Consider the following 15,685-nt stretch of genomic DNA (forward strand, 5'->3'; position numbering starts at 1 on the left):
AAGCACGTTTCAGGGGAGGTGCAATTTGAATCAATTACCTTTAAATTGTTGTATGGAGGATTAGAGAACCGACATATATATTACTATAAATCACATAATGGATTTAAAATGAGCAAGCAAAAAGGGGATCAATTGATTCATGGTGCTGACCCAACCAAGTTGATAAGGCGTTTACAGGAAAGTTTTTTTGCAGGTCGTTGTAGTAGGGGCGTTAAGGTTTTGGTCATTTACCTCACCCTTGTATTCATGTTACCACTTTGCATCCAAGCGCAGCCTTTAAATACCATGGGCACTATTAAAAAGGACAATAAGGACATCGTCAAACAAACGGGAGGACGCCCTAACATTGTTTTTTTGCTGGCAGATGATTTAGGTTATGGGGATGTTGGCTTTAACGGACAAACCAAAATTAGAACGCCCTATATGGATAGGTTGGCTGCAGAAGGTCGCGTATATACCCATTTCTATGCCGGTACCAGCATTTGTGCACCTTCCAGATCTACACTACTTACAGGGCAACACACTGGCCATACCTATATTCGTGGTAATAAATCGGTGCCGCCTGAAGGGCAAGAGCCTTTACCAATCACTGGCAAAGGACTCGCAGCGCTTTTGAAATCAGCAGGATATCATACAGCCGCCTTTGGAAAATGGGGGCTGGGTTATATAGGAAGTACCGGAGACCCGCTGAAACAGGGATTCGACCACTTTTATGGTTATAACAGCCAATCACTTGCCCATAGATATTATCCGGATCACCTCTGGGATGATGATCAAAAAGTCCTGCTTACCCAAAATGCAGATTTTACCAGACAAGCGGTATATGCGCCAGATTTGATTCAACAAAAAGCACTGGATTATATAGATCAGCAATCTGATAAGACTCCCTTTTTTATGTTTTTACCCTATATATTGCCTCATGCGGAATTAATTGTTCCGGATGATTCCATTTTTGCCTCTTATAAAGGGAAATTTCCGGAAACACAGTACAAAGGGCGTGATTATGGCCCAAAGGCGGTAGATCATGGGTATGCGTCTCAACAATATCCACATGCAGCATTTGCTGCCATGGTCACCCGACTGGATTTGTATTTAGGACAAATTATGCAAAGACTTAAAGCCCGCGGCCTGGATAAAAACACCATTATCATTTTTACCAGCGACAATGGGCCGCATATTGAAGGTGGCGCCGATCCTGCATTTTTTAACAGCAATGGCCCATTTAGAGGTGTAAAAAGGGATTTATACGAAGGAGGTATCAGAGAACCTTTTGCGGTGAGCTGGCCGGGCAAGATTAAGCCAGGCAGCGTATCAGATGGTGTCTTTGCCTTCTGGGACTTACTACCCACTTTTGTCTCGCTTGCAGGGGAAAAGAAGTCTATTCCAGATCATATTGACGGAATCTCTTTTGTGCCGGATCTGCTTGGGAAAGGAAAACAAAAAAGCATGATTACCTGTATTTTGAGTTGCACGAACAAGGTGGTAAACAAGCTGTCGTGAAGGGAGACTGGAAGGCTATTAGACTAAATGTGGATCAAAATCCCAATGGCAAGCTTTTGCTCTATAATATTAAACAAGATCCGGCAGAGACAATAGATCTGGCAGATAAAAATCCTGCTATTGTAAAGCAGATGGAAATAATTATGGACAAGGCGCATACGCCTTCTGCGTTATTTCCATTTGCCGGTGAAAAGCATTGACAGGGCAATGAGTTGGCAATAATTCATGGGGTCGCAAATCCGCTTGAAAATTTGGTAGGCAGGTTGCTGGATGTATATCTTTGGTCATATTAAAGTCTGTAAAGGGCGTTATTGAATATTTTCCAATTGCAGCCTTAGTATCATTAGCAACCCTCGCTAGAAGTAATATAATATGTTGAAATGGCAACATATTCCTATCTTATAACTGTTCATGCACAATAAGTATGAGACCAAAGCCTCATTTAAGGAAATTCAGCATTCAAGGCAGAACAATGTCGATTTACAACACCGCACCATGGCCTTTTTGATTTTCCACTCCCAAATGAGGCCGGTGATTTCACCATTAAGGATGAAGGATTTTCGGGCCGAAAGACGGCTGGAGACCCTCGTTGGAGATAATATAAATTTTAAATAATCATTAGTTATGCGTTTATCTGTTTCAAAATATACCTGGATAATCCTACTGTCAATTATGTTTTTGAGCGCGCGTGCTCAAAAACATATCCAGCAGGAAATTGAAAACTATGTACAGGGAGCGCCCTTTAAAATGGGCGTTCCTGAACTGCCCAAGATACCTGATTTTAAAGATAGTATAACGGCTCATGGAGCAATTGGCGATGGCTCTTTTTTAAATACAATGGCGATTCAAAGTACAATTGATCTATGCGCTACTAAAGGTGGGGGAACAGTTATTATCCCTGCCGGCATATGGCTGACCGCACCTATTGAGCTCAAAAGTAATATCAATCTACATCTAAGGGAAGGGGCTATTTTGTTATTCACAAAAGATCATAGTAAATTCCCCTTGATTGGTAAACCTGGAAGCTATACGGTTATGTCTCCGGTTTATGGTCAGAAATTGCACGATATTGCTATTACCGGAACAGGTATTATCAATGGTAATGGTGATTGCTGGCGACCTGTAAAAAAGGTAAAAACAACGGCCGCGCAATGGACTGCATTATTAAAAAAAGGTGGGGCTGTCAGTAACGATGGTAATATGTGGTGGCCTAGTAAGGAAGCTTTAAATGGAGAGAAATACTTAAAGGATATAAGGCATAAAGGAAAACTCGCTACTGAGGCCGATTATTTGCCTGCCAGAGATTTTCTGCGCCCTTATATGGTCTTGCTGAGTGACTGTCAGCGTGTCTTGATTGATGGACCTACTTTTATGAATGCGCCTAAATTTGCATTGGTGCCTAAAAGATGCACAGATTTGGTTATTCGGGATGTAAAAATCAATAATGAATGGTATGCCCAGAATGGTGATGGCATGGATATAGGGGATAGTAAAAGGGTCGTTGTCTATAAATGCACAGTCACTGCCGGCGATGACGGTATTTGTATGAAATCAAATTTCTCCAAGAAGGACAGCGGCAAAGGAGCAACCCTGAAAAATGTCATTATAGCAGACTCAAAAGTATACCGCGGCCATGGTGGATTTGTTATTGGCAGTAATGAAGGTGGCGGTATGGAAAATATCTATGTCAAAAACTGCAGTTTTATCGGTACTGATGCAGGTATTCGGGTTAAAAGTGGCAGAGATCGTGGGGGCCTGGTGCATCATATCTTTATTGACAGTGTATTTATGAATGATATCCAAGGGCCGGCTATCGTATTTAATAGCTACTATGAGCAAAATAAAGGGGCGCATGTGGCGGCTCCTATTACCAGAACAACACCAAAGTTTGAATACTTTTACATTAGTCATGTCTATTGCACTAGTGCAAAGCAGGGTATTTCTATTACCGGGCTGCCAGAATCGCCTGTTAATCATATTTATTTTGACCACATAAATATACAGGCGAATAAATTATATGAAGCGGTGGATACCGCAAATATTAGCTTCCATGAAGTTAATATAAGGAGCTGTAAAATAATAAAGGTTACTTATTTGGCGAAATGGTATAGTTCCACTCAGGGTGGAAACGGTGACGTTTAATTTTTACTTTATTAAGCTCTTCATCTGAGATTGTTATTCCCTTTTCATATTCATTAAGATCTAAAATTGCTTTGACTTTTAATCCACCTTTTGTTTTGACTGCACTAATTAGCTGAACTACTGTTTCATAATCCTCCAATGGTCTTCCTTTCCAGTTCATGGATATGTGGCAAAATAATTTATGCTCGATTTTGTTCCATTTGCTTGTTCCAGGAGGGAAATGGCAAACAGTTATTTCCAGCTTTATTTTATTTGCTAGGCGTTGAAGCTCAGTTTTCCAAAGCTTGTTCCTATGACTATTTGACCCACCTCCATCTGCTGTTATAAGGATTTTTGTAGCGTTTGGAAACTGCTTTTTCCCCATCTTTTTCCACCACTGTTCTATGCTAAATACAGCGAATTCTGACGTGTCACAAGATGTTCCAACATTTACAAATCCCTGGTTATTACCTATATCATAAATACCATATGGGGCAGCCTTTGTATTACCGAAATCATGTACTTTGACTGGTCGAGGATTCTTTTTTGGCCTTAGCTCTTTGCCTCCATTCTTGTATTCCCCTACCAGTTCCTTTTTCTTTGTATCTACTGATATTGCAGGGCATCCACTTTTTATATACTTCTCCGTTTTTGTATTTATGTACATAAATTGTTCATTGCGATCTGGATGATTTCCACCTTCAAGTGTCTTTGAGTTTGCCTGAAGGCTAAATCCAGCTTCTTTTAGCATTTCTCCCACCTTTGTATGACTAACAGAGTATCCCTTTTTTTTCAGTGCTTCTGATAAACTACGAGTACTTAAGCAAGTCCACTTTAAAACACTTTCTGGATGACCTCTTGTTACAGGTTCTAACATAGTTTCAAGTGCACTAAATAGTCCCGGATCGATTTCATTAAGACTTTTGCGACCACCGCCTGGTTTTCTAATCCGGAATATATCGACTTCGGACTCTTGATTAACTTCATCTTCAATATTAGCCTCAGATTCTGCAATTTCTTTTTTGCCATTTATTATCGTTTTTCTCGAAACAGAAGAGGCTTCAGAAACTTTCTTTACACCACCATGACCTAAATCTTCTGCTTCAAGAGCCAAATAGATCCGTTTCTGTTTCTCATTCAGATGTGGGAGCATTTTCGAGATCTTGTCCTTAAGCATATATTTGAAATTTATTCAAATATACTACAATTATTCTAATTAAAAGTAACCTTTATTTATTTACACGTCCTAAATGGCGTGCAACTGTAATTTTTTAATGATAGCTGTGTTTAAGCATTGCTATGAATGTATAATATTTTTTGTTTAGCCAAGTGCTATTACGACTTATCGCCGCCTTCAGGATGGATTAGGTCGTTTAATGCTTGGCTTTTTTTATTTTAATTACTCTTGAATTTAGTAGAAGTTAAATCCAATAGGGGCAAAAAATAAATGGAGCTTTTACATACTATGTTATTGAATAGAAGCCGTTTCTGTCTGATAAACAAGCTTTAATTAGTGATTTTATTTTTTGTTATTCAACAATAAATTGGAGTTTTATTGTGTTTAAATTCTTCGTAAACAGGTAATTAGCTAAATAGCTAAATTGAAATTATTTTAAATAACCCATCGTGGGGGATATATTGTATTTTTTATGTTTAGCAATCGATACTGGCATCGATTGCGTAATTTTATTTGCGGATGATTGCTTTTTTTTAACATAAGAATGATATCTTCGTTAGAGAATATACAAAAAATTTAACTGGCACATTTAATCTGACTTACATCAATTTTCCAAAAATGAATTATATAAATAGCCTTCTATTTTTTCTTTGCCTTTTTGGTTTATCGATTGCACAAGCAAGTGTTAGTGTTAGGCTACTTGCAAATTGGCGGAACAATCCGGCATTTGTAAGAACTATGGTGAATTTGAAGTTGTTCCATTTGAATCATATAATAAGCAATGGGAATCTGCATAAGGTTTTAGGATGTGGCTCAGGGAAAATAGTGCCACACACGAATCACAAGGAAAAAGATACTTTGCTTTTTGTAATAACAATACCCTGGCTGCATTACAGTAATCAGTTTTACAATGTGTCTATGCAGCAATTACAGGAGCCGGATTGCTCTTTTCTTTTGATTAATAAAGTGGAAAGGAAGACTACATGGAGAAAATTTGTCAGCAAAAGGGTAATATACCCTAAAATGACCCAATCTATTTATATCTTAAATATATTTCTAAGCGATGAACCGTATTATTTACCATTATAAATATTTTTTTAATTCCAAAGTCCTGAATGCTGCCTGTTGTTTTATGGGTAGTAAATCAAGGTTACGCACTAAAAGGAGGGCTTAGAGAACTTATATTGATTATCAATTTTAGTGCGCGTAATCATGGGCATTGTTCCTTTTCATTAAGGTTCATGCGAGCATATTGATTCAAATATCTATTGGTATTCATAATGCCTTTATTTGGCTACAAAAAAGTTTGATTTTTTGTGGGGTGCCCCCTTATGTCTAAATCAGTTCTGTTACAAATGTTCAGTAGTTTATTTTTAAATATACAATTTTTAAATCTGCATGTATGAAAAGAATGCTTTTATTATTAGCCTTCAGCTGGATCTCTGTGCACTTATTTTCGCAAAAGATCACGGGATTGGTTACCAGCGAAACGGGAATCCCTTTACATGGTGTATCCGTTATCGCTAAAGATGCGAAAGGCATTAAATTGAGCGGGGCCGCCACAGATGCTCTGGGTGGTTTTGTACTTAAATTTTCCAAATCCCAAAAGCCTAAAACGATTACTTTTTCCATGACGGGGTATATCGTTGAAAATCGTCCAATTATAGATGGGCAAGATTCTATGCGCGTAACCTTAAAAGAGGATCAGAATTCCTTAAATGACGTTGTTGTGGTAGGTTATGGGACGGTTCAACGAAAAGATCTTACCGGTTCTGTTGTTTCAATAAGTGAGGAAGAACTTAAAGATTTACCCGCGACTTCGGCGTTACAGGCAATCCAGGGGCGCCTTGCCGGGGTGAATGTGACGGTAACAGAAGGTTCTCCAGATGCTGCCATTAATGTCCGTGTCCGTGGTGGAGGCTCTATTACTCAGGACAATTCTCCCTTGTATATTGTGGACGGCTTCCAGGTGCCGAATATTAATGATATTGCCCCTCAGGATATAAAGACCATTGATGTATTGAAAGATGCTGCCTCCACAGCCATTTACGGCGCACAAGGAGCCAACGGGGTTATATTAATTACGACTAAATCAGGCTCCGCAGGTAAATCGAACATCACTTTTAATAATTATACAGCCCTGAGTCATGTATATCGTTTGACCGATGTATTGTCTCCCTATGAATTTGTTTACTATCAAAGAGAGCTCGATCCCAGCATGAGCCCAAATGCAGGTTTCTTTGGCTCTTATGGGAAATGGGATGATATAGATATCTATAAATCTAAACCGGGCATTAACTGGCAAGATAGTTTGTTTGATCATACGGGTGTTCAGCAAAGCTATAATGTTGGTTTAAGCGGAGGGGATAAGTCTTTGACTTACAACCTTAATTATACGCATGATCAGGAAGATTTTATTATGCTGAACTCCACCTATAAACGAGATTATTTTAGTGGTAAACTCAGAAAAATTATCAGCCCCAGTTTAACCTTTGATTTTAATACCAGAATGTATAATACGGTGATTACCGGACCAAGTGTCTCCAGCGGCAAAAAGTTACGTGACGCCGTTAAATACGCACCTGTTAGAAGTCTGACCGCTCCCGGCACTGGTGGTTTGGGCTCTGATGAAGATGCTACTTCGGCCGAGGCCCTGAGCGCTTTAAATGACCCAATTTATAATATCGTTAATGAATACCGTTATCAAAACCGTTTTAATTCTACATTTAATGCAGGAATCACCTGGAAAATAGCCAAAAATCTAAAATTCACTTCCAAAGGCTCCTATGCCTTTGTGAAAGACTATACGGACAATATCTTTTTAAATAAACAGGAGAGTCCAGTGCCAATGGTGGGCAACCTGTGGCTAGAAGAAACGATTCAAAAGGATATATGTGGTCTGTCAGTAATGTACTCGATTATCAATTGAATCTAAATGGAGGTAAACACAGAATCACCGCCATTGTTGGTCAGGAATTAAGCAGCAAACAAACAAATGAGACGGCTTTGAGCTCTAAATTCTTTCCCATTGACTTTACGGCAGATGATGTACTGGCCATGTGGAATTATGGAACGCCCGATCCAACTTATACGACGATAGGAGAGCCTTCCAGATTGTCCTCTTTTTTTAGCCGTATAAATTATATCTACAATGACAAGTATATTTTGACTTTGATTGGCCGCGCGGATGGGAAAAATGTGTTTGCCCCCGGCCATCAGTGGGGCTTTTTCCCTGGAGTAGCCGGCGCATGGCGTTTGTCGGATGAAAGTTTTATGCATGCAACCAAAAATTGGCTCTCTGATGCAAAAGTGCGTTTGAGCTATGGAGATGTGGGTAATGCAAGAGTGGGTTCCTATTGGAGGCAGCAGTATAGCTTTATCTCACAGGCAAATCGATTAATTTACTTTGACGATAATGCGCAAAGCGCACTTAGAACTTCCAGTACCTTGAAAAATGAAAACCTGACATGGGAAAGTACGACTTCTGCTAATTTGGGACTGGACCTTGCCTTTTTGGATAATAAATTGACTTTCACCATGGACCTGTATAACAATACCACCAGAAATCTGATTTTAAATGTAGCGCTGCCCTCCAGCTCTGGTTATGTGACTCAATATCAAAATATAGGCAGCACGCGTAATCGTGGGTTGGAACTTAGCTTGAATGGCAATTTGGTAAATACCAAAGATTTTAATTTGTCCGCCGCTTTTAATATCGCCTTCAACAGGAACAAAGTACTTGAATTGAATGGTGCAGATGAAATGATTGTCTCCTCTGGCTGGGGCGTAAATATCGGTTCAGATGATTACAGGGCTATTGTCGGCCAGCCAGTTGGTTTGATGTATGGCTACGTAAGTGACGGATTTTACACCTTTGATGACTTTGATTATTCTGAGGCCTTAAAAAAGTGGGTAATTAAACCGGGTGTTGCGGACGCATCAAAGATATTAGACCGTTCAGGGAATTATTTTGGCCCGGGTCACATGAAATTTAAAAAGCTGCACCCCTCTGCAGATGGTGATAATTTTATCAATGCGGATGATGACAGAACAGTCATCGGTCATGCACAGCCCAAACACACAGGCGGGTTTTCTTTTAATGCCAGTTACAAGAGCTTTGATTTGACTGCCATGTTTAACTGGTCTTATGGCAATGATATTTATAATGCAGACCGCATTGACTACACAACCTATGCACTTTCTAAAAGATACCAGAATATCAGTAGTTTAATGAGTCTTAAAAACAGGTTTACGACGATTGACCCCACTACTGGCGCCAATATTATGTTTGGTAATGACGCCAATCCGGAACTTTTCAGAGAATTAAATAAAAATGCGCGTATCTGGAGTCCCATGATGACCAATTCGTCTATCATATCTGATTGGGCTATTGAAGACGGATCTTTTCTCAGGTTGAGCAATGTTACATTAGGGTATACGTTGCCACAACGAATTTCTAAAAGGTTTTTGATGGAAAATCTAAGAGTTTACGTAGCCGGATATAATATTTTCGTATGGACACATTACACCGGACAGGACCCTGAGGTGAGCACCAGAAACAACCCCTTAACCCAAGGCGTAGATTATTCGGCATATCCAAAATCAAGAAAGATCATTTTTGGTCTGAATGTTAAATTTTAAAACAACAAAAGCTTCATAGATTACCTGATTTATTACCAGCCTCTACTTGTAATTAAAAGGAATCAGGTTTAATAATTTAATGATCGAAAAATTAATAAAGATGAAACAGATATTTTTCATAATTGCTGCGTTTTCGTTTTTTGGGCTATTTTCCTGTAAAAAGTTCCTGGAAACCTCATCGCCTTCTTCATTAAGTCCGGAAACGGTTTTTAATTCTCCTTCCATGGCCAAGGCTGCTGTAATGGGATTATATGGGAAGATGACCGATACTTATATATATGGCCAGAAACTGTCCGTCAACTGGCAGGGCGTTTCTGATATTGAATGTAACCGTGGATTTTCTGAGACAGGGTATAATTCCACAAGTTCGGATGCTGGAGCAGGTAATTTCTATGGTAGTCAGTATAATTCTACAACACGCTGGTCAGGACTTTATGACTTTGCAGAAATTTCCACAGCGGCAGTTGACGGCATAAGAAATTCTCCGATTTTAGAAACCCAGGCTGCCAAAATGAAACCTTTATTGGGTGAAGCACTTGTTATGCGTGCATTAGCCTATTTTAACCTGGTGCGTTACTGGGGTGCGGTTCCTTTTAAAATGGAAGCCTCCAAGTCAGATTTATCCAATGTATATCTGGGCCGTACCAATATTGATACGATTTACCATTATATCGTCAAAGATCTGCAACAGGCGGTTGACCTATTGCCATGGCTAGGTGCTAATGCGGACTATAATTCTGCCGAAAGAGTCACAAAAGGCTTTGCTATGGGGCTTTTAGCCAAAGTCAGTTTATTTGCTGGTGGATGGTCTTTACGAGATGGCAATTTATTTCCAGAATCAAAAGCGGAGCATAATGCAGATATTCCTGAACAAGGTAATTTTTATGTAGGCCGACCCACCAATTGGAAAGATTACTACCAGATCGCGGCTGATATTTGTGCGAAAATGATTGCCTCGCCTGAGAACCCACACAAGCTAGATCCCAGCTATATTGATATCTGGAAAAGCGTATGTGGTCAACTTCCCAACCCGACCAACGAAAACTTATTTGAGGTTGCATTTGGTATGGGGGATAATGGCGACATTGGCTCTTTGATGGGATATGTTGTAGCAGGCAATACCAAATATGGAACCAGAGGATTTGGTGGGACCTATGTGACTTCTACTGCCTATTATTTTTATTCCTTCGACAAGGCAGATACCAGAAGAGATGCGACGCTTTCCTGGTTTAATTACACTACGGATAATAAAGAGGCCATGGGCTCCGATCCTTTGAACTTACCCTTTGCCAAATGGCGTATTTACTGGACAACCCCTGGATTTCAGGCACTGCAAAAGACGGCGAACTCAAGAATTGCTACGGGGATTAATTGGATATTGATGCGGTATTCTGATGTTTTACTCATGTATGCTGAAGCAATGAATGCCCTAAAAGGCCCCGATGTCGCCAACGCAAATGCAGATGGTTTGACTGGCCGACAGGCGCTTGAAATGGTTCGTGCAAGAGCATTTGGCGCAGGATCACCTGAGATAACAAAATATGACCCCGACTTTTTTAAAGCCATCGTCAATGAAAGAGCCTGGGAATTTGGTTGTGAATCCATTCGTAAGCAAGATTTGATCCGATGGGGCCTGGCTTATGATAAAATTGAGGAAATGAAAAAGGCGCTTTGTTTGATGTTTGACGGTACTAAAGCTGTTAAAATCTTTGATAAGACTTACCAGCCGTCGGATTTTCCCAAAACAGTCTATTATAAATTTAAACCAGATGGCCAGTACATTGATCCAGAGTCGCCTAATTATTATAAGGAATTACCTGCGGATCCAGGGGCGCCCTGGAATCCGGTAAAATGGTTCCCACAGACCACCATGAAGCCAGAAAAAAATCCCAAGCCTACCGATAGCTATATTATGGATCCGATCCGGGTACTTACAGCAGCTACAGGTTTATATCCTTCCTATGATTATTCCGCCTTTCTCGGCACCCTGAAAAACGGTTCTGAGATCCAGGCTTCATTAGCAACTTATCAAATGGGGAATGGTGCTATTTATTACAGGTATCCATATGCGGTTTATTACGAGGATATGTATGAGTCAAAAGGAGCGATTCAGAGTAGCTATGGCTATTAATTGGTTGTAATAAATACAGGCAAACCGAATTAGTCAAGTAATGATTTCGGGCCAAAATAGCGTTTTAATTTTTGATGGGTTCCCCAAAATAAATATTTACAAATGAAAAATATATTATTAAAGTTATTGGCATTGATCATAGTGGCAGCTTTTGTAACAAGTTGCCAAAAAAAGGTAAACCGCTGGCCGGTTGATCCTTCACATGATCGTTTATTTAAACCCTTGGTTTTTGAAGTACAGTCAACAGCAGCAACCGCTGTGACCATTAATTATACCAGGTCTATTGGTGCGGATAAGTATGTCTTTGAGTTTAGTAAAGACAGTCTTGAATTTAAGGATATTGTGCGTACTGTGGAAATATTATCGGATACCTTAACGCCGTTTTCCGTTTCACCCACACCGACAAGAACAGCTTATCATACTTTGTTTGAGGATTTGGATGGTACTTCGGGCTATTCTGTCAGAATGAAATGTGTGGATTCTGCGGGAAATGAATCTAAATATTCGATGCTTTATTTTATGACGCCTGCCGAACAACTATTTGACAGGTCTGAACAGTCTACCAATCAAATTCAACTATTCTGGACGCCTACGGATAGAGTGACCCATATCACTGTCAGTGATCCGATTACGCTGTCCGAGATTAAAAAGGTGCCACTAACAGATGATGACAAAACCAAAGGAACGGCTGTTGTCACGGGCCTGAACCCCGGCACTGCTTATAAAATCGATATTTTTAATAATGAGGTGCTTAGAGGGACAGAAAATTTGCATACGACCGGTTTAAAGGATGCAGTTATAGTGCCCGTTAGCCCCGGTGATGATATTAATGCACTTTTGGCCGATCAAGTGGTTAAAGGCAATCCGATTGTAACCTTATTATTTAAAGGAGGACTTAGCTATGATATTGGATCGGTTAAAGTGCCGACCGGACTTACCAGTCTGAGTTTTACCGGTGAAAAGGAGGTCTTTGGTGCAAATGCCATGGCATCCACCTTAAATTTGAGCGGAGTGGCATTGGAAGGTAAAGTATTTGAGGACTTGATATTTGAAAAGGTGCGGCTTATTGGTGGAACAGGCGATTATCTGATTAATCAGGGAGATGATAATACACAGATTGAGCGGTACGGATTTTCTAACTGTGATATTGAAAATTACAGGGGTGTTGTCCGGGTGCAAAATAAGGTGATTAAACTAGGGCAGATATCGCTGGAAAACAGTCTTGTGCAAAATACAGGAGGCTATGGCGTGATCAATGTAGGGGGTAACAAGGTAACACTTGATTCTATTAAAGTTACAAATAATACCTTAATTGATATGGGCGCCCAACTGATGGATGTACGTGCTATGGTGCCACTGATTGTTGTAAATAACAATACTATTTATAATCAAAATGCAGCGCTAACACAACTGATCCGGTTGGATAAAAATAATTTGCCTGGTGCTTTTACGGCAGAAAATAATATTATTTCCGGGACTAATGCTGGCGCGCCATTAAAAGCGTTTAGCCTGGACTTTGCCGGGTCTTTTGCCGGCAGTTACAGAACAACCGAGATGGATATCAGTCAGGATTTCCCAGAAATTACCTTGTTTCAAGGCAGTGCCAATGATTTATTTGTTAATCCCGCAGCAGGTGACTTCTCTATTATTCCGTTAAATGGATTTGGTGGTACTGGTAAGGCAGGAGATCCCAGGTGGTTTACTAAATTGTAATCCAAAAATAAGGTTGAGCGTCCTGCTGGTGGGCGCTCCCTTGTACTTTTACATGATTTTTTTTAAAAATTTAATTGACAATTGACATCATAAAATATAACACATGAAAATCATTATATTAGCCATAAAAAACAAAAGGTCGTTTTTAAAAAACATAGCGGATATATCCTTGTGGCCCTGTGTTTTTCTATGCTGACTTCATTTGCCTGTAAAAAGACCAACTTGCTTTATCCTTTGGTAGATGAACCTATGCCCTCCATTATTGATAAACCAGATCCACCGGTTCAGACAAAACCAAGCCATGACCCGACTTTTGCAACTAATTGGGGCGATACCATAAAAGTTCCTTCGATTGCGACAGGGGAATTTCTCATCACTGACTTTGGAGCATCAACCAGTAGCTCGGATAATGCAGGTGCCATTCAAAAAGCTATTGATGCAGCGGCAAAAGCAGGTGGTGGCAGCGTCATTATCCCGGCAGGAACCTTTATTTCTGGTCCCCTTCAGTTAAAAAGTAATATAGGACTCAAAATATCGGAAGGTGCTGTTTTAAAAGTCTTGGATTATACTTCTTATCCCGGCTCTGGGACTACTGCAAAAGTTGCGTCATTTTTGGATTTAAGCGGCACCACCAACGTACTGATAAGCGGTAAGGGGATAATTGATGGGCAAGGAGGCGACTGGTGGGCAGCTTTCAGGGCTACTAAGCCGACAGGAGGCATCGGCAGACCGGCGATCATTAGTTTTGATGATGCAAGTATAATTGAGGTACAGGGAATCACCATACAAAATGCGCCCAATGGACATATCAGTATTCATCGGGGTAATAAACATGTGACGATTGCGGGGGTGACGATCAATTCACCTGCAGATTCTCCCAACACAGATGGTATCGATGTATGGTCTCCTTTGGTGAATATTTTGGATTGCCATATCAGTTGTGGAGATGATAATATTGCCATGGACAATGAAACCCGTTATATGACCATAAAGAATTGTACTTTTGGTAGTGGACATGGCCTTTCCATCGGAAGTTATACCAGTGGCATTGATCATATTTATGTAAGCGACTGCGTGTTTGATCAAACAGACAATGGTGTACACATTAAATCCAGCAGAGATCGTAGTGGCCTGGTCGAAGACTTAGTGTATGAAAACCTGACCATGACAGGCGTTAGTACCCCAATTAATATTTGTGAATATTATCCGGACAATACCATTCCATCCTCGGGTAACGCTGACAAGGCTGAGCCAGTTACTGCCTCTACACCAACTTGGCAACACATTTTTCTGAAAAATATCAAGGCCACCGGGGCCGATAATGCCGGTCTTTTATGGGCAGTTCCTGAAATGCCTATAAAAGACATTGTTTTTGATAATGTGCAGATTGAGGCGAAAACAGGCATGAGGGCTAATTATTTGGGTGATTGTTTCTTTATTAATGGGTCCAGCATTAAAGTTGGCTCAGGCAAGGCGATTACCAGCGCCTACGGTTCCTCGATTACTGGCATTGATCAAACGACGGGTACCCCAACGGAGTAATTAGAATATTGTAGGACAGTTGGCATAATTTATTAGAATTAATTTTTTTTAATTAAAGGTGAATGATGAAAATAATAGACAACGACAGAGAGTTCTATTTGTAGGCGTATTGTTCCTTTTACTTTCCTTTACCCTATTAAAGAAGGACAAACCAACGATTTATATTATAGGAGACTCCACGGTACAAAACAGTGATGGTAATGGCCAGAATGCCTATTGGGGTTGGGGAAGTCTGATATACCCTTATTTTGATACTTCAGCTATTTCCATTCGCAATCATGCCAAACCTGGAACAAGCACCCGGACGTTTATTTTGGATGGCAGGTGGGATAAAGTCATGAGCCAATTAAAAAAAGGAGATTTTGTAATAATGCAATTTGGGCACAATGATCATGCAGGGGTAGACGATACGATAAAACAAAAGGGAACTTTGCTGGGGATTGGAGATTCGACCAGAGAAATAATTAGTATTCGGACACATAAACCTGAAACCGTTCATACATATGGCTGGTATTTGAAAAAGCTAATACAAGAAACAAAGTCAAAAGGGGCCATTCCGATTGTTTGTTCTCTAGTGCCGCGTAACAGGTGGCGAGATGGTCAGGTGGTGGTAGAGGCTAATTATCCTGATTGGGCCCGGTCAGTAGCAATATCAACAGGCGCCTATTATATCAATCTAAACCGGCTGATTGCGGGACACTGGGTGCGACTTGGGCGCGACAGCGTTAACCATTTTTTCCCAGGCGATGGCACTCATACCAATTTACAGGGTGCAAAGCTGAACGCGGCCTGTGTTGTAGAAGGGATCAAAGGCTTACAAGATTGTCCGATTAAGCAGTATTTAAAACCTTAAAGGGATG

At 40.2% G+C, this 15,685-nt stretch carries 10 protein-coding genes; 9 read left to right on the forward strand and 1 reads right to left on the reverse strand.

Features of this window, described 5'->3' with window-relative positions; all coding sequences use genetic code 11:
• The first annotated feature begins 108 nt into the window (after nt 1-108).
• The 3 genes from FSB73_RS14340 to FSB73_RS14345 all read left to right on the forward strand — a co-directional run bounded on the left by FSB73_RS14340 (nt 109) and on the right by FSB73_RS14345 (nt 3,642).
• Nucleotides 109-1,500: an arylsulfatase gene (locus FSB73_RS14340; protein ID WP_225974023.1), complete on the forward strand. Its 1,392-nt coding sequence runs from the start codon at nt 109-111 to the stop codon at nt 1,498-1,500.
• Nucleotides 1,497-1,700: a hypothetical protein gene (locus FSB73_RS25115; RefSeq protein ID WP_225974024.1), complete on the forward strand. Its 204-nt coding sequence runs from the start codon at nt 1,497-1,499 to the stop codon at nt 1,698-1,700. Before FSB73_RS14340 ends, FSB73_RS25115 begins: the two co-directional genes overlap by 4 nt.
• Nucleotides 1,701-2,124: 424 nt before the next feature.
• Nucleotides 2,125-3,642, forward strand: coding sequence for a glycoside hydrolase family 28 protein (locus FSB73_RS14345; RefSeq protein ID WP_146783570.1), 1,518 nt, complete (start codon nt 2,125-2,127; stop codon nt 3,640-3,642).
• Here the strand turns inward: FSB73_RS14345 and FSB73_RS14350 are convergent.
• Entirely contained in the window at nt 3,587-4,798 is a 1,212-nt protein-coding gene (locus FSB73_RS14350) for an ISAzo13 family transposase (RefSeq protein ID WP_146779650.1), read from the reverse strand. The genes FSB73_RS14345 and FSB73_RS14350 overlap by 56 nt on opposite strands.
• Before the next feature lie 1,402 nt (nt 4,799-6,200).
• Here FSB73_RS14350 and FSB73_RS25120 point away from each other — a divergent pair.
• From FSB73_RS25120 to FSB73_RS14375, 6 genes are all read left to right on the forward strand, one after another.
• Nucleotides 6,201-7,727, forward strand: coding sequence for a TonB-dependent receptor plug domain-containing protein (locus FSB73_RS25120; RefSeq protein ID WP_225974025.1), 1,527 nt, complete (start codon nt 6,201-6,203; stop codon nt 7,725-7,727).
• Nucleotides 7,661-9,439: a SusC/RagA family TonB-linked outer membrane protein gene (locus tag FSB73_RS25125; protein ID WP_225974026.1), complete on the forward strand. Its 1,779-nt coding sequence runs from the start codon at nt 7,661-7,663 to the stop codon at nt 9,437-9,439. Before FSB73_RS25120 ends, FSB73_RS25125 begins: the two co-directional genes overlap by 67 nt.
• Before the next feature lie 100 nt (nt 9,440-9,539).
• On the forward strand, nt 9,540-11,570 hold the full coding sequence (locus FSB73_RS14360) for a RagB/SusD family nutrient uptake outer membrane protein (RefSeq protein WP_146783573.1): 2,031 nt from the start codon (nt 9,540-9,542) through the stop codon (nt 11,568-11,570).
• A 102-nt stretch (nt 11,571-11,672) separates the two neighbouring features.
• Nucleotides 11,673-13,283, forward strand: a complete 1,611-nt coding sequence (locus tag FSB73_RS14365; protein ID WP_146783576.1) for a DUF4957 domain-containing protein — start codon at nt 11,673-11,675, stop codon at nt 13,281-13,283.
• A 222-nt stretch (nt 13,284-13,505) separates the two neighbouring features.
• Nucleotides 13,506-14,825, forward strand: a complete 1,320-nt coding sequence (locus tag FSB73_RS14370; protein WP_158639561.1) for a glycoside hydrolase family 28 protein — start codon at nt 13,506-13,508, stop codon at nt 14,823-14,825.
• A 58-nt stretch (nt 14,826-14,883) separates the two neighbouring features.
• On the forward strand, nt 14,884-15,678 hold the full coding sequence (locus tag FSB73_RS14375) for a rhamnogalacturonan acetylesterase (protein WP_146783582.1): 795 nt from the start codon (nt 14,884-14,886) through the stop codon (nt 15,676-15,678).
• Nucleotides 15,679-15,685 lie beyond the last annotated feature (7 nt).

This window comes from Arachidicoccus ginsenosidivorans (genome assembly GCF_007971385.1).
GTDB lineage: Bacteria > Bacteroidota > Bacteroidia > Chitinophagales > Chitinophagaceae > Arachidicoccus > Arachidicoccus ginsenosidivorans.